Genomic DNA, 15,968 nt, shown 5'->3' with positions numbered 1-15,968 from the left:
GTTCCACGTCAGCGCGACGGCGCGTCAGCGCAGGGACGCGATGAGGCGGACGCGGCACGCCAGCTCGACCGCGAACCGCACGTCCGGCTCGGTCAGGTCGAGGCCCAGGGTCTGCTCGATGCGCCGGATCCGGTAGTTGACCGCGTTGGGGTGCAGGTTGAGTGCCTCGCCCGCGCGGGCCAGGGAGTTGCGGTGGCCGAGGTAGGCGACCAGCGTACGGATGGAGATCGCGGCCCGCTCCGGCCCCAGCTCGTTCAGCGGCGTCAGGATGTCGTCGAGCAGCGACCGGCTCAGCGGGGAGGCGTAGAAGTCCAGCAGGACGCGGCGCAGCCCGGTCACGTCGGTGGCCTCGATGCGGCCCGCCCTGCCGCCCGCCACGGCCGACTCGGCCGCCACGCGCGCCTCGGTCGCCGACTGCCGCAGCCCGGCCGCGCCGCTCTGCGGCGTCCCCAGCCCGACGGTGAAGGCCCACTCCTCGCCCGCGACCGAGCCCGCGTGCGCCACCACGGACTCCATGACGTCGCGCAGCCGCCGCTGGTGGTCGGGGGCGCCGGCCTCCTCCGAGGCGACCATCACGATGTCGTCGTGGAACGTGGCCAGGTGCCACACCTCGTCGCGCCCATCGACGAGTTGCAGGGCGCGCAACTCGACGGAGGACACGAGCACGGCGGGGGTCCGCCGCTCGGGGTCGCCTCGGTGGGTGGGGGTGAGCCAGGCGACCGCGTGTGACAGCGGCACCGGCAGCCCGGCGCGGCCCGCCTCCATGGCCAGCCGGTCGATGCGTGCCGACTCGGCGAAGATGAGCTCGATGATGAGGTCGGCGCGTGAGCGTACCGGGCCGAAGCGGGTCTGCAGTTCGCGTTGCATGGTCCGGGAGAGCAGGGCGGCGATCACGGGGAGTGCGAGGGCGACGGAGGCGTCCTCGCGGTCGGCGGTCAGCCGCCCGACCGGCACCTCGCCCACGCACACCGTGTGCGGCTCCGACCAGGCCGCACCGGGATCCTCGACCAGCGACAGCCGCGCACCGAGCGCCGTGCCCGCCGCGTCAAGAATGGCCCGCGCGGGCATCTGGGCCGTGATCGCGGTGCCCGCTGTGTCGAGAGTGGGCGTCTCGGCCGCGACCGCGGTGCCCGCCGGGTCGAGGGTGGTCTGGGCGGGCAGGCCGGTCGCGACTGCTGTGGCGCGGGTGATGGCGTACTCGGCGCGGGCCAGTGCGTCCTCCGCGCCGCCGCGGATCGTGCGGTCCATGAGGACGGCGAGCTCGGAGGGCGTGGCGGTGCTCATCAGCACCGGCAGCCCGCCGCGCGCGGCCAGCGCGCGGGCCGTCTCGGCGACCGGGAAGTCCCCGATGAACACCAGCCCCGCGCAGCCCGCCGCGATCGCGCACCTGACCGCGATGTCCACCTGGTACGGCCGCGGCACCGCCCCGTCAGGCGTGGCCACGATCACCAGCCGCCCCGGGGAGGCCGACCTGAGCGCGTCCAGGGCGACGATCTCCACGCCGGAGACCCCGACCCCGTCCGGCGCGCCCGCGACACAGCGCAGGCCCAGCCGCTCACCCTGCGCGACGATGTCGGTGACGGTGACCTGTTTCATTGGCACACTATGGCGCATTTCTCTGTGCCATCGGCACATTGTTGAGCCCCACCCGCCTCCCTAGCCTCGGTACATGCCCGAACAGGACCCGCGATCTCACGGCGAGGTCGCACCAGTGCGCACGATCGCCCGCTCCGATGTGGCCGCCCTCGCGGCCGGCGCCGCCATCTTCGGCACGGGCGGCGGCGGCGCCGTGCAGACCGAGCAGCTGGCCGTGGAGATGGCGATCGAGGAGTACGGCCCCGTCAGCGTCGTACCGGTCGCCGAGCTGACCGACGAGGACGCCGTCATCGTCATGTCGGCCATGGGAGCGCCGTCCGTCGGCATCGAGATGCTCGGCGCGCAGGGCCAGACCGACACGATCCTGGCCGAGGTCGAACGGTACACGGGCCGCAAGATGACCGCCGTGATGGCGGCCGAGATCGGCGGCAGCAACGGCGTGGCCCCCGTCGGCTGGGCGGCCCGCCTCGGCCTGAAGGTGCTCGACGCGGACGGCATGGGACGGGCCTTCCCCGAGGCGCCCATGATCGCGATGAACGTGGCGGGACTGCCCAGCGAGTTCGCCGTCATGAGCGACGTGATCGGCAACGTCTCCCTGCTGCGGCCGATCAACCTGGCCTGGCTGGAGCGGCACGCCCGCGCCCTCACCGTGGCCAGCGGCGCCATCTCACTCGGCGCCCACTACGTGCTCACGTCCGAGACCGCTCCGGGGGCGGTCATCGAGGGCACGGTGAGCCGCGCCGTCCAGGTCGGCCGCCGCCTGCTCGCCGCCACCGAGCCCGTCGCCGAACTGGCCGCCGAGCTCGGCGCCCGGGTCGTCGTCTCCGGCAAGGTCATCGACGTGGAGCGCACCACCGAGGGCGGTTTCACCCGCGGTTCGGTGACCGTCGAGGGCGTCGGCGCCGACCGTGGCCGCCTGACCCGGGTGGAGATCCAGAACGAGAACCTCGTGATCATCGAGGACGGCCTGGTCGTCGCCAGCGTCCCCGACCTCATCACGATCGTCGACTCCGAGACCGGCGAGGCCATCTCGACCGAGCTGCTCAGGTTCGGTCAGCGGGTCAGCGTGCTGGCCTGGGCGTGCGATCCGCTGTGGCGGACGGAGCGGGGGCTGGAGATCGCCGGCCCGCGCGCCTTCGGATACGAGCTCGACTACGTCCCGTTCGCCGCAGCTGAAGGAGCCGCCCGATGAGCCGCGACCTGTCCGTCGGGATCGACGTCGGCGGCACCAACACCGACGCCGTCGTGATGTCCGCCTCGGGCGAGGTGGTCGCCTGGACGAAGAGCCCCACGACGGGTGACGTCACTGGCGGCATCAGGTCGAGCCTGGCCGCCGTGCTGAAGGACCTGGGCGACGACCGGGACGCGGTTTCCCGCGTGATGCTCGGCACGACGCACGCCACCAACGCGATCGTACGCCGCCGCGACCTCGGCCGGGTCGCCGTGATCCGCCTCGGCGCCCCGGCCGCCACCGTCTACCCGCCGCTGGCCGGCTGGCCCGCTGACCTGCGCGACACCGTGCTGGCCGGCGCCGTGCTGGCCGGGGGCGGCCACCTCGTGGACGGCTACCCGATCGCCGAACTGGACCGCGACGGCATCCGCCGCTTCCTGGACGGCCTGGGCGGCCGGTTCGACGCGGTCGCGGTGTGCGGCATCTTCAGCCCTTCCTTCCCCGAGCAGGAGCTGGAGGTGGAGGCGCTGGTCCAGAACCACGTGGGCGTGGACGTGCCCATCTCGCTCAGCAACGAGATCGGCGCGCTCGGCCTGCTCGAACGCGAGAACGCGACCGTGCTCAACGCGGCGCTCTACGGCGTCGCCCGCGACATCACCACCGCCCTCAGCACCGTGGTCACCGAGCACGGGCTGGACGCGGCGACGTTCTTCGCGCAGAACGACGGGACGTTCATGGCCGTCGAGTACGCGGCCCGCTACCCCGTACTGACGATCGGCTCCGGCCCCGCCAACTCCATCAGGGGCGCCGCCGCGCTCTCCGGCGCCGACGACGCGATCGTCATCGACGTCGGCGGCACCACGAGCGACCTCGGCGTGCTGGTCGGCCGCTTCCCCAGGGAGTCGACGATGCCCCGCGAGGTCGGCGGCGTGCGGACGAACTTCCGCATGCCGGACATCCTCAGCCTCGGCGTCGGCGGCGGCACGATCGTGGACGTGGCCGCGGGCGTGCCGCTCAACGACTCGGTCGGCTACCGCATCTCGGAGGAGGCGCTGCTGTTCGGGGGCACGACTCCGACGCTCACCGACGCGGCGGCGACCGGCGCCGCGATCCTCGACGGCCGCGAGCTGCCGCCGCTGGACCGCTCGGTACGCGCGGCGCTGGCCGGCGCGCTGGCCGTGGCCCACGACCGGATCGAGTCGGCCGTCGAGCGTATGTCGCTCGGCCGTACCGGACTGCCGCTCGTCGTGGTCGGCGGCGGCGGCTTCCTCGTCCCCGACCAGGTGCTGGGCGCGAGCGAGGTGGTCAGGCCGGAGCGCGGCTCCGTCGCGAACGCGGTCGGCGCGGCCATCGCGCTCGCGGGCGGCCGGGCCGACGAGTTGTGCGAGCTCGCGGACCGGGCGGCGGCCATCGAGGAGGCCAGCCGCGCGGCCATCGAGAAGGCCATCCAGGCGGGGGCCGACCCCGCGCGGGTCGAGGTCGTGGACGTGCTGGAGACGCCGGTCTCCTACACGACCAGGCCCACGCTCAAGGTGGCGGTCAAGGCGGCGGGACCGCTCGCCCGGTTCGGACACGTACCAGGCCGAAAGGAACGGGTTCAATGAACAGACCCCTCAGGACGGCGGCGGCGCTCGCCGTCGCCGTGGCCTCTCTGACGGCGTGCGGTTCGGGCGGCGGCGGCAGCGGCCAGTCCGGTCGGGCCGTCTCGGGAGGCGTCTTCGTCAAGGCGATCTCCTCCGACCCCGGCAGCCTCGTCCCGATGACCGGCGTCTCGCTGGCGGCCCGCGAGATGGCCGCCTACGCCTACGAATCCCTCGTGTACGCCACCCCCGACGGAAAGTTCGAGCCCTGGCTGGCCACGAAGTGGGAGGTGACCGGCAAGAAGATCACCTACACTCTGCACGACGGCATCACCTGCTCCGACGGCACCCCGTTCACGGCCGGGACCGCGGCCGACAACATCAACTACCACGCCGAGCCCGAGCACGCGACCTTCTACTACGGCTCGCAGATCAACAAGGGCGTCACCGCCGAGGCCGAGGGCAACACCCTCACCATCACCAGCGAGTCCGCCGACCCGTTCCTGCTGGCCAACACCGGCGTCGTCGAGATGGTCTGCGCGGCCGGCCTGAAGAACCCCGACAGCCTCAAGGCCGCGACCAACGGCACCGGCCTGTACGCCCTGTCCAAGGCCACCGCGGGATCCACCTACACCTACACCAGGCGCCAGGGCTACAAGTGGGGCCCGGCGGGCGTCACCAGCGAGACCGCCGGGCTGCCCGACACCCTGGAGATCCGCGTCATCAGCGACGAGTCGACCGCGGCCAACCTGCTGGTCTCCGGCGAGATCCACGCGGCGGTCGTCACCGGCGCGGACCGGCAGCGGCTCGACGCGGCGGGACTGAAGTCGGAGGGCACCCGCAACCCGGTCGGCGAGATGTTGTTCAACGAGCGCGCCGAGCGCCCGACCTCCGACCCGCTGGTGCGCCAGGCCCTGGTCACCGCGCTGGACCGCAAGGCGATCGGCGACGTGGTGAGCGACGGCTCGGCGATGGAGGCCAGGTCGCTGGTGGTCAAGACGCCGCTGCTGTGCGTCGAGGGCGGCCCGAAGTGGACGCTGCCCGCCACCGACCCCGGCAAGGCGGCGGCCCTGCTCGACCAGGCCGGATGGCGGGCAGGACCGGGCGGGAAGCGCGTCAAGGACGGTAAGCCGCTGACGGTCAAGTTCATCTACGACGCCGCCACCGCCACGCACGCCTCCGCCGCCGAACTCGTCCAGCAGACCTGGGACAGGCTGGGCGTCACGACCGAGTTGTCGGCCAACGACGCCAACGCCTGGTCGGAGCAGCTTTTCGAGACCTTCGACTGGGACACCGGCTTCGTCCAGGTCGCCCCCGTCGGCCCGGTGCAGCTGAGCAGCTTCTTCGCCGGCGCGACCCCGGACAAGGGAGGCAACAACTTCATGTTCGTCGACAACGCCGCGTACAAGTCGCTGATCAAGAAGGCCACCGCCGCCTCGCCCGAGGAGACGTGCGAGTTGTGGCAGCAGGCCGAGGCGGAGCTGATCAAGCGCACCGACGTCTTCCCCCTCGCCGACAACGAGCTGCGTACCTACCTGTCGGGCGTACAACTCGAACTGCCCAACTTCGTCACACCCACCACGATCAGGATGCTGGGGTAGGACATGGCGACCCCCCCGACCGCGCCCGCCCTCCCCGATGATCCCGCGCAGGCGGGCCGGGGGGATCGTGCCCCGCTCGTCCGCGTGCCGCCCCGCGTGGCGTTCGTGCTGCGCAGGGCGGGCCGGGCGCTGGTGTCGCTCGCCATCGTCGTCGTGGCCACGTTCCTGATCGTGCACCTCGTGCCCGGCGACCCGATCCGCGCCGCGCTCGGGCCCAGCGCCACGCCGGAACTCGTCGCCCGCACGCGGGCCGAACTGGGCCTGGACAAACCCGCGTTGCAACAGTTCATCGACTACGTGTCGGGGCTGCTCCGCGGTGACCTGGGCGTCTCGCTGCGCTCCCACATCCCGGTCGCCGACACCCTCGCCGTACGCTTCCCCACCACGCTGGTGCTGGCCTGCCTGTCCTTCCTCGTCGCGGCGGCCGGCGCGATCCCGCTGGGCGTGGCCACGGCGGTGTCGGCGTGGGGCGGCCGCCGCCGCGCGCTCGACTCCGGGCTGTCCTGGCTGCTCAGCGCGCTGATCGCGATCCCCAACCTGCTGCTGGCCGTCGGGCTGATCGCGTTGTTCGGCGTCACGCTGGGGGTGCTGCCGGTGGCCGGATGGGGCGGCGCGGCCGAGGCGCTGCTGCCGGTCGCGGCGCTGGCCGTGGGGCCGCTGGCCTACCTGGCGCGGATCGTGCACGTCGAGATGCTCGCGGTGCTCGGCGCGCCGTACATGACGACCGCGCGCGGCAAACGGCTGCCCGCGCGCCTGCTCTACCTGCGGCACGCGCTGCCGAACATGATCACCGCCGCGCTCACCACCGGCGGGCTCATCCTGACCAGCCTGGTGGCGGGGACCGTGCTCATCGAGACGGTGTTCGTCATCCCCGGGCTCGGCACGACGATCGTCTCGTCCATCACGGCGAAGGACTATCCCATGATCCAGGGGGTCGTCCTGGTGTACGCGATCCTGGTCCTCGCCCTCAATCTGCTCATCGACCTGGTCCTGGCCACCCTGGACCCCCGTTCGTCGATCATGGAGGGCTAGCACCATGCGATCCAGGCTGCGCAGTCCGCGAGGCGTCGTCACCCTGCTCGGGGCGTTCGCGATCGTGCTGGTCGCCGTGCTCGCGCCGCTCGTCTGGGGTCAGGCGGCGGCCGAGACGTCGGTGGCCGACCGGCTCCAGGGGCTCGGCGCCGATCATCCGTTCGGCACGGACGAGCTCGGCCGCGACGTCTTCGCCCGCGTCCTCGTCGCGACCAGGCTCTCGTTGCTGCTGGCGCTCGGGGCGACCGGGATCGCGGTCGCGGGCGGGATCGTGCTCGGCGTCGTCGCGGCCGTCCTGCCGCGTCCGCTGCGCCGGATGGTCACCGCGCTCATCGACATCCTGCTGTCCTTCCCCTGGTTGTTGCTGGCGCTGTTCTTCTCGGTGATCTGGGGCGCGAGCGCGACCGGGGCGATGCTCGCGGTGGGGTTCGCGGGGGTGCCCAGCGTGGCGCGGCTGACGTACACGCTGGCGTCCTCGGTGACCGGGCGCGACTTCGTACGGGCGGCGCGGATCGTCGGCGTGGGACCGGCCGGCGTCGTCGTCCGCCACGTGATCCCCAACATCCTGCCGCCGCTGCTGGTCAACTCCGCCGCGCACGCCTCCACGGCCCTGCTGTCCTTCACCGGTCTGTCCTTCCTGGGCCTCGGCGTGCAGGCCCCGGGCTTCGACTGGGGACGCCTGCTGCGCGAGGGCATCGCCCGCATCTACGTCAACCCGATGGCCGCGCTCGGCGCGGGCCTGGCCATCGTCGTGACGGGCCTGGTGCTCAACGCCATCGGCTCGCTGATGGGCGAGACGGCCGCCAGGACCGTCCCCGCGGCCCGCCCCGCGCGAAGCGGCGGCACCGCGCCGGAGTCCGACGCGGTGGTGCAGGTCGAGGACCTGCGCGTGAGCTTCCCCGACCGGGAGGGGCGGCAGGTCGAGCGGGTACGCGGAGTCAGCCTGTCCATCAGGCCCGGCGAGACCGTCGGCATCGTCGGCGCATCGGGATCGGGCAAATCCGTCACGGCGATGGCGATCGCGGGCCTGCTCGGCAACGAGGCCCAGGTCAGCGCCGGGGCCGTGCGGTTCGCCGGCATCGACATGACGCGGCGGCGGCTGACGGGCGCGCAACGCACCAAACTCGGCACCGAGATGTCCGTGGTCTACCAGGACCCGCTCACCTCGCTCAACCCGGCGCTCACGGTCGGACGGCAGCTCACTGAGGTGAGCGAGGTGCACGAGGGCGCGGCCGGGGCGCGGGCGCGGAGCCGGGCGCGCGAGGTGCTGGAGTCGGTCGGGATCGGGCAGGCCGGGCGGCGGGCACGCCAGTACCCGCACCAGTTGTCCGGCGGGATGCGGCAGCGGGCCGTGATCGGGATGGGCCTCATGGGCCGCCCGCGGCTCATCATCGCCGACGAGCCGACGACCGCGCTGGACGTGACCGTGCAGCGTCAGGTGCTGCGGGTGTTGCAGCGGGCGCGGCGGCGGACCGGCAGCGCGATCCTGTTCATCTCCCACGACATCGCCCTGGTCAGCGGGTTCTGTGACCGGGTGCTGGTGATGAAGGACGGGCAGATCGTCGAGGAGGTGGACGCGGCGTCGCTCGGGCGGGCGCGCCATCCGTACACGCGGGCGCTGGTGGCCTGCGTGCCGCACATGGGCACCGACCGTTCCCGGCCGCTGCCGGTCATCGACGAGGTTGCCGAGGAGACACGGGCGTGAGCACTCTCGAATACGCCAACGTGAGCGTGCGTTACGGCGCCCAGCAGGTCGTGCGCGAGGTCGATCTCACCGTGGCCTCGGGCGGCGTGCACGGCCTGGTCGGGGAGTCGGGCTCGGGCAAGTCCACGCTGGCCGCCGTGGCGGTGGGCCTGGTGCGGCCCGCCGCCGGCTCGATCCGGCTGGACGGCGCCGACATCGCCGGCTCCTCCGCGGCGGCCCGAGCCGCGCGCCGCCGCGTCCAGCTCGTCTTCCAGGACCCGTACGCGGCGCTGGACCCGAGGATGGCGATCGGCGCCTCGATCGCGGAAGCCATGCGCGCCACGGGACGCCGCCGGCCGAAGGCGGAGCGCGCGCGCCGGGTCGGGGAACTGCTGGAGCTCGTGCACATCGATCCGGACCGGGCGGGGGACCCGCCGGGAGCCTTCTCCGGCGGGCAGTGCCAGCGCATCACGATCGCCAGGGCGCTGGCCGCCGAGCCCGAGGTGATCATCGCCGACGAGATCACCTCCGCGCTCGACGTCTCGGTGCAGGGCATCGTGCTCAACCTGCTGCGCGAGCTGCGCGCCGAGCTGAACCTGACCATGTTGTTCATCTCGCACAACCTCGCCGTGGTGCGTTACGTGTGCGACACGGTGAGCGTGATGCGGCACGGCAGGATCGTCGAGACCGGCGGTACGGAGGTCGTGTTGTCCGAGCCGGAGGATCCCTACACCCGCGAGTTGCTGGCCGCCGTGCCCGTGATGGGGGAGCGGCTCGAATGGGATGAGTGAACGGCTACGACCGCTCCATGCGCCGCGCCAGCTCCGGGTTCCGGTACGGGCCCGGTCGGCGCAATGCCTCGATGACGTTCCCGATGACGGCCTCCGGCAGGTCCTGGCTCATCTTGTCCTTCGCCTCGAACCGGGTCACCGGCATCCGGAACCCGACCGTGCCGTGCACGATGCGCTCGGCGTAGGCGGCGACCTCAGGGGTGGCGCGCAGCCGGTAGGGGTTGGGCAGCCGGTCCTCGAAGTGGTCCACGAGGCGGGCCAGGACGTCCAGGTTCGCCGCCTCGTCCAGGAGTTCGGGGGTGCCGTGGGCGTGCACAACCGCGAAGTTCCAGGTCGGGACCGCGATCGCGCCGCCGTACCAGCCGGGGGAGATGTAGCCGTGCGGGCCCTGGAAGATCGCCAGCATCTCGTGCCCGCCCAGCTCGTGCAGCCGTTCGTCGGGACGCCCGACGTGGCTCAGCAGGACGATGCCATCGGCCGCGTCGTCGAGGATGACCGGGTAGTGCGAGGCCACGAGGCCGCGTCCGGGGACGGAGCTGACGAACGTGCACCACGGGTTGTGGCGGATGAGCTCGCGGACGGCCCCGGGGTCGTCGAGCGCGTAGTTCCTGTTGTCGCGCACCGGCTCGCTCCTGTCTGTGGTGCCTCGGCGGGCCAGTCTATGAGCGGCGCGCGAGCGTCCATATGGGACGATCGCTCACTTATGGCCAGATTTCATGTGTTATAGCCTCAGTCATCTCAGGGAGGAGCCTTGCCGGAGAATGAGCCGGTCCACGCGCGGTCGGCCGCGCTCAGCGTCGTCATCGGCGCCGTCGTGGACGACGCGGGAGTCAGTCCCCGCGAACTGAGCGCGGCGCTGGACACGCTGGGGATCCCGGACGCGCGCCACGTACGGGAGCGCCTGCGCCGGGCGCGCGGCGAGCACGCGCGGCTGCGGCGGCGCGAGCACGAGCTGGGCGCGCTCTTCTCCAGCGCCCGCGAGCTGGCGGAGGTACGGGACGGCGGGGTGCTGCTCGAACGGCTGGTGCAGCGGGCGCACGAGATCCTCGGCTGCGACGTGACGTACCTGTCGGAGTTCGACGGGGAGACCAGGGAGCTGAACGTCCGCACCACCGTCGGGGCCTACAGCGCCGAGTTCTGCCATCTGCGGGTGCCGGCCAGGTGCGGGCTGGCCAGTGAGATCGCCGAGGTGCGGATGGCCCGGTGGGTGCCGCGCTACAGCGAGTACCTGGCCGATCGGCGGGTCGCGGACATCGACAGGGCCGTCGAGCTGGAGGGCATCGTCTCCATCCTCGGCGTGCCGATGGTGTCGGGGCAGGACGTGCTGGGGGTGCTGTTCGTGGCGACGCGCGAGGAGCGGTCGTTCACGCCGGACCAGATCGCGTTGTTGTCGGCGCTGGCCGACCATGCCTCCGTCGTCCTGCAGACCGCGCGCACCCTGCGGGACCTGCGCGACTCCGAGGAGGAGGCCCGCCGCACGCTCGACCGCCTCGCCGGGCACCTGGCCGAGCGGGACCGGGCCGGGGCCGTGCATGAGGAGCTGGTCGAGGTCGTGCTGGGTGGGGGCGGGTTCGGGCAGCTCGTACGGACGCTCTCGACGGCGCTCGGGCGCGGCGTCACCGTCATCGACGCCGAGGACCGGATCGTCGCCTCCTCACAACCGGCCCCCTCACAAGCACGCTCCTCGCAATCGGTCCCCTCACAAGTACGCTCCTCACAACCGGTCCCCTCACAAGTACGCTCCTCGCAACCGCCTGCCTCGCAATCAGCCCTCGCGCAAGCGCCCTCCTCACAAGTGCCCTTTTCGCAAGTGCCCTTTTCGCAACCGGCCGCCGCGCCCGGCACGCCCGTCGTGCTGTCGCCGGAGGTGCGCGCCGCCATTGCGGCCGGTTCAGCGTCGGGCCGCTGCCAGCTCCTTGGCGGCGATGGCGGTAGCGGTGGTGGTGGTGAGCGGGCTGGTGGTGGGGTGGGCGCGGTTGGTGCCGTCGCGGTGATGCGGGCGGGGGCGGAGGAGTTCGGGGCGTTGTTGCTGGGGCCCGGTGAGTTCGAGCTCGGCCCCGTGGACCGCCGTACCATCGAGCGGGCCGCCCAGGTGTGCTCGCTGCTGGAACTGCAGCAGCAGGCCGTCGCGAACGTGGAGGGGCGGCTGCTCACCGACCTCGTCGCCGACATCCTCGACGCCCAGCCCGGCCGCCGCGACGACCTGGAACGCCGCGCGCGCAGATTCGGCGTCGTGTTGTCCAGGCTTGACACGGTGCACCTCTACGTCGTCGCGGGCGACCAGCGGGCCCGCGCCCTGGCGGCGGCAAGGCAGCAGGTCGGCGCGGCCGGGCTGGTCGGCCTGAGCCACGGCGTCGTGGTCGCGCTGCTGGACTCCCGGTGCGGCGGCCTCGACGCGCACGCCATCAGGCAGCACCTGGCCCACCGCGTCGGCGGCCCGGCCCTCGCCGTGGTCCCGCCGCCGGCCGGCTCGCCGGACGACCTCGCGCGGCGCTTCACCACCGCGCTGCGCACCAGCCGCCTGCTGGCCGTGGTCGGCGTGGACGACGAGGTGGCGGAGACGGACGAGTACCTCCCGTACGCCAGCGTGTTCGACGCCGACGCGCGCTCGCTCGACTCGTTCGTCACGGGACTGATCGGCCCCGTCCTGGACTACGACGCCGAGCGCGGCACGGAACTGGTCGCCACGCTGCGCGCGTTCGTCCGCTGCAACGCCGGCCCCACCAGGACCGCCCGCGCGCTCGGCTTCCACACCAACACGATCCTGCAGCGGCTGGAGCGCCTGGACGCCCTGCTCGGCCCCGCCTGGCGCGAGGACGACCGGTTCTTCCGCATCTCGCTGGCCGTGCGCCTGCACGAGCTGATGAACTCGCGCGCGGGGCGGGCGAACGTCACATGATCCGGCTCCCGGGCTGGTGGGAACGCACATGGCCGCGCCCGTGCACCGCGTCCTACGTTGACGGGACCAGCGGCGTCGCGCTCGCGGCGCATCCTACGGACGACGAGGAGCATCGGTGGCGGTCAACAGTCGGATCTCCGGGCTGAAGGACAGGAGCGTCGCCGAGCGGCGCGCCCTGGTGGCGGACGGCGCGGAGGTGGAGGCCGCGGCGCTGGAGGCGTTCGGCGCGGGCGGCGGGCTCGGCGTGGAGCAGGCCGACCACATGATCGAGAATGTCATCGGCACGATGAGCCTGCCGGTCGGCGTGGCCACCAACGTGACCGTGAACGGCCGCGACTACCTCGTGCCGATGGCCACGGAGGAGGCGTCCGTGGTGGCCGCCGCCAGCAACGCCGCGCGGATCGCCCGCGCGCACGGCGGGTTCCGCGCCTCGGGGACAGGTCCTGTCATGATCGCCCAGATCCAGTTGCTCGACGTGGTGGACCCGTACGGGACGCGCACCCGTGTCCTGGAGGCGCGCGAGGAGATCCTGGAGCTGGCCAACGCCCAGGATCCCGTGCTGACCCGGCTCGGCGGCGGGGCCCGCGACCTGACCGCCCGCGTCCTGGAGACCCGCGACGGCATCCAGGTGATCGCGCACCTGCACGTGGACGTGCGCGACGCCATGGGCGCCAACGCCGTCAACACGATGGCGGAGGCGGTCGCGCCGGTGCTCGCCGAGCGTGCGGGGGCGCGGTCGCTGCTGCGCATCCTGAGCAACAAGGCCGACACGCGGCTGGTGCGGGCGCGGGCCGTGTTCGACGCCGAACTGCTCGGGGGCGCCCGGGTGGTGGACGACATCGTGTCGGCCTCGGCGTTCGCGGAGGCGGATCCGTACCGGGCCGCGACCCACAACAAGGGCATCATGAACGGCATCAGCGCGGTCGTGCTCGCCACCGGCAACGACACCCGCGCCGTCGAGGCCGGTTGCCACTCGCACGCCGCCCGCGACGGCGGCTACAGCGCCCTGTCGCGCTTCGAGAAGGGCGGCGACGGGCATCTCGTCGGCACGCTGGAGGTGCCGATGCCGGTCGGCCTGGTCGGCGGGGCGACCCGCGCGCACCCGGCGGCGCAGGCGGCGCTGCGGATCCTGGGCGTCTCATCGGCGACGGAGCTGGCCGAGGTCATCGTGTCGGTGGGGCTCGCGCAGAACCTGGCCGCGTGCCGGGCGCTGGCCGCGGAGGGCATCCAGCACGGGCACATGCGCCTGCACGCCCGCACGGTCGCGGCCGGCGCCGGCGCCACACCCGCCGAGGTGCCGGGCGTCGCGGAACGCCTGGTGAAGGACGGCAGGATCCAGGCGGAGTACGCCCGGGAGGTCCTGCGGGAACTGCGGGGCCAGGAGCAGTGAGCACCCCGGGGGAGGAGCGGGTGCGCTGGCGGCCTGAGCCGATCGTGGAGCGGGTGGAGGCCGGGCCGGAGCGGGTGCGGGTTTATGAGGTCTCGCCGCGTGACGGCCTGCAGGCGGAGGCGGCCATCGTGCCGGCCAGGACGAAGGTCGAGTTGTGCCGCCGCCTGGCCGCCGCCGGGCTGCGCGACGTCGAGGTGACCAGCTTCGTACCGCCGTCGTGGATCCCGCAGATGTCCGACGCCGAGGACGTGCTGACGGCGCTCGGCCACCAGGACGGCGTCCGTACGGTGGCGCTGGTGCCCAACCGGCGCGGCCTGGAGCGCGCCCGCGCGGCCGGGGCCAGGGACGTCGCCGTGGTGGTGAGCGCGACGGAGAGCTTCGCCCGCGCCAACCTCAACGCGGCCAGGGACGCCGCGCTGGACACCGCGACGGGGGTGGTGGGCGCGGCCCGCGAGCACGGGCTCGGCGTGCGCGGCTACGTGTCGATGGCGTTCGGCGACCCCTGGGAGGGGCCGGTGGACCGGGGCGTGGTGGCCGGCATGGCGGCCGCGCTGGCGCAGGCGGGCTGCTCGACTGTCGCGCTCGGCGACACCATCGGCGTCGCCAACCCCGGCCAGATCCACCGCACGGTACGCGCCGTCACCGCCGCCGGCGTCCCCGCGGAAGCCGTCGCGCTGCACCTGCATGACACCTACGGCCAGGCGCTCGCCAACGTGGTCGCCGGCCTGGACGCGGGCGTGCGCGAGTTCGACTCCTCGGTCGGCGGCCTGGGCCGTTGCCCGTACGCGCGCGGCGCCACCGGAAACCTGGCCACCGAGGACCTCGTATGGCTGCTGCACGGAATGGGCATCGAGACCGGCGCCGACCTCGACGCGCTGGTCGGCGTGTCGCGCTGGATCTCCGCCCGGATCGGCCGCGCCGAATCCTGCTCCCGGGTTACCACCGCGCTGATCGCGGCGGCCGGGCAATGACGACGAAAGGAAGGTAGAGCATGATCGCCGACACAGGACTTCCGCTGCGCCCCGGCGCGCTGACCGGGATCGTGGTGCTGGACCTGTCCCGCGTCCTGGCGGGCCCGTACTGCGGCCAGATCCTCGCCGACTTCGGCGCCACCGTCATCAAGGTCGAGAACCCCCGCGACCCGGACGTCACCAGGGGCTTCCCGCCCTACGTGCGCGCCGGCGACCAGGAGCTGAGCGGCTACTTCGCGCAGTACAACCGCGGCAAGCTGACCATCACGCTCGACCTGTCCACCGACGACGGCCGCGCCGCGCTGTGCGACCTCGCCGCCAAGGCCGACATCCTCATCGAGAACTTCCGTCCCGGCACCATGGACAAGCTCGGCGTCGGCTACGAGACCCTGGCCGAACGCAACCCGCGCCTGGTCTACACGGCCATCTCGGGTTACGGGCAGACCGGCTCCCGCCGCAGGCGCCCGGCCTTCGACAGCACCGCGCAGGCCGCCGGGGGCCTGTGGTCGATGAACGGCGACCCGGCCGGCCCGCCCGTACGGGTCGGCACCGTTCTGGGCGACCTGGCCGCGACCCTCTTCGCCGTGACCGGGACCCTGCTGGCGCTGCGGCACGCCGAGGGCACCGGGCAGGGCCAGCTCGTGGACGTGGCCCAGGTGGACAGCGTCATCGCGCTCACCGAGAACGCCGTGGTCAACTACACGGTGGACGGCGAGGTGGCGCGGCACACCGGCAACCGGCATCCGTGGGTGCGGCCGTACGAGCTGTTCCCGTGCAAGGACGGGCACGTGTTCTTCGGCGCCTACACCGACAAGTTCTGGCGGCTGGCGTGCGAGTTGTTCGGGGAGGCGGAGCTGGCCGCCGACCCCGAGATCGACACGATGCGCAAGCGCTTCGACGAGGCCGTCTATGAGCGCCGCGTGCGTCCCGTCATCGCGCGCTGGCTGGCCGGCCGCACGGCCGCGGAGCTGGAGGAGATGGCCGGCGACGTGCTGCCCCTCACGGTGGTGAAGACGGTCAAGGACGTGGTCGAGGACCCGGGGACCGCGGAACGCGACATGGTGGTGGGCGTGGAACATCCGGGCTTCGGCCCCGTACGGATGTTCGGCCAGCCCATCAAGCTGAGCGCCACGCCCGCCGACGTCAGCGTCCCGGCGGCGGACCTCGGGCAGCACACCGACGTGGTGCTCCGGGCGCTCGCCGGCTACGACCAGGACAAGATCGCCGGCCTGCGGGCCGCGGGCGCGATCTGA

At 72.9% G+C, this 15,968-nt stretch carries 12 protein-coding genes; 10 read left to right on the top strand and 2 right to left on the bottom strand.

Annotation, left to right across the window (positions count from 1 at the left end; translation table 11 throughout):
- Positions 1 to 24: 24 nt before the first annotated feature.
- A complete protein-coding gene (locus AB0I81_RS43040; protein ID WP_360670154.1) occupies positions 25 to 1,596 on the bottom strand; it encodes a helix-turn-helix domain-containing protein in 1,572 nt (523 codons plus the stop codon).
- Positions 1,597 to 1,669: 73 nt separating this feature from the next.
- On the opposite strand from AB0I81_RS43040, the gene AB0I81_RS43035 reads away from it, so the two are divergent.
- From AB0I81_RS43035 to AB0I81_RS43010, 6 genes are read left to right on the top strand one after another with little or no spacing between them, the layout of a single operon-like run.
- On the top strand, positions 1,670 to 2,788 hold the full coding sequence (locus AB0I81_RS43035) for a DUF917 domain-containing protein (RefSeq protein ID WP_360670152.1): 1,119 nt from the start codon (positions 1,670 to 1,672) through the stop codon (positions 2,786 to 2,788).
- Positions 2,785 to 4,371, top strand: coding sequence for a hydantoinase/oxoprolinase family protein (locus tag AB0I81_RS43030; RefSeq protein WP_360670149.1), 1,587 nt, complete (start codon positions 2,785 to 2,787; stop codon positions 4,369 to 4,371). Before AB0I81_RS43035 ends, AB0I81_RS43030 begins: the two co-directional genes overlap by 4 nt.
- Positions 4,368 to 5,948 carry an ABC transporter substrate-binding protein gene (locus AB0I81_RS43025; protein WP_360670146.1) on the top strand — a complete coding sequence of 527 codons (1,581 nt, stop codon included), beginning with the start codon at positions 4,368 to 4,370 and terminating at the stop codon, positions 5,946 to 5,948. Before AB0I81_RS43030 ends, AB0I81_RS43025 begins: the two co-directional genes overlap by 4 nt.
- 3 nt (positions 5,949 to 5,951) lie before the next feature.
- Positions 5,952 to 6,980, top strand: a complete 1,029-nt coding sequence (locus AB0I81_RS43020; RefSeq protein WP_360670143.1) for an ABC transporter permease — start codon at positions 5,952 to 5,954, stop codon at positions 6,978 to 6,980.
- A gap of 4 nt (positions 6,981 to 6,984) precedes the next feature.
- Positions 6,985 to 8,685: a dipeptide/oligopeptide/nickel ABC transporter permease/ATP-binding protein gene (locus AB0I81_RS43015; protein WP_360670140.1), complete on the top strand. Its 1,701-nt coding sequence runs from the start codon at positions 6,985 to 6,987 to the stop codon at positions 8,683 to 8,685.
- Complete coding sequence (locus AB0I81_RS43010; RefSeq protein ID WP_360670138.1) at positions 8,682 to 9,455, top strand: ATP-binding cassette domain-containing protein; 774 nt, start codon at positions 8,682 to 8,684, stop codon at positions 9,453 to 9,455. The genes AB0I81_RS43015 and AB0I81_RS43010 overlap by 4 nt, the downstream gene beginning before the upstream one ends.
- 4 nt (positions 9,456 to 9,459) lie before the next feature.
- Here AB0I81_RS43010 and AB0I81_RS43005 read toward each other — a convergent pair whose 3' ends face one another.
- Complete coding sequence (locus tag AB0I81_RS43005) at positions 9,460 to 10,077, bottom strand: FMN-binding negative transcriptional regulator (protein WP_360670135.1); 618 nt, start codon at positions 10,075 to 10,077, stop codon at positions 9,460 to 9,462.
- Between the two features lie 129 nt (positions 10,078 to 10,206).
- Here AB0I81_RS43005 and AB0I81_RS43000 point away from each other — a divergent pair, with 129 nt between their 5' ends.
- From AB0I81_RS43000 to AB0I81_RS42985, 4 genes are all read left to right on the top strand, one after another.
- The gene (locus tag AB0I81_RS43000; protein WP_360670132.1) at positions 10,207 to 12,354 is read left to right on the top strand and encodes a GAF domain-containing protein; all 2,148 of its coding nucleotides are present in this window, start codon (positions 10,207 to 10,209) and stop codon (positions 12,352 to 12,354) included.
- A gap of 115 nt (positions 12,355 to 12,469) precedes the next feature.
- Positions 12,470 to 13,744, top strand: coding sequence for a hydroxymethylglutaryl-CoA reductase, degradative (locus AB0I81_RS42995; protein WP_360670129.1), 1,275 nt, complete (start codon positions 12,470 to 12,472; stop codon positions 13,742 to 13,744).
- A complete protein-coding gene (locus AB0I81_RS42990) occupies positions 13,741 to 14,715 on the top strand; it encodes a hydroxymethylglutaryl-CoA lyase (RefSeq protein ID WP_360670126.1) in 975 nt (324 codons plus the stop codon). The genes AB0I81_RS42995 and AB0I81_RS42990 overlap by 4 nt, the downstream gene beginning before the upstream one ends.
- A gap of 20 nt (positions 14,716 to 14,735) precedes the next feature.
- Positions 14,736 to 15,968 carry a CoA transferase gene (locus AB0I81_RS42985; RefSeq protein ID WP_360670124.1) on the top strand — a complete coding sequence of 411 codons (1,233 nt, stop codon included), beginning with the start codon at positions 14,736 to 14,738 and terminating at the stop codon, positions 15,966 to 15,968.

Source organism: Nonomuraea sp. NPDC050404 (genome assembly GCF_040655495.1).
GTDB lineage: Bacteria > Actinomycetota > Actinomycetes > Streptosporangiales > Streptosporangiaceae > Nonomuraea.
This window is presented reverse-complemented; position numbering and strand designations above follow the sequence as displayed.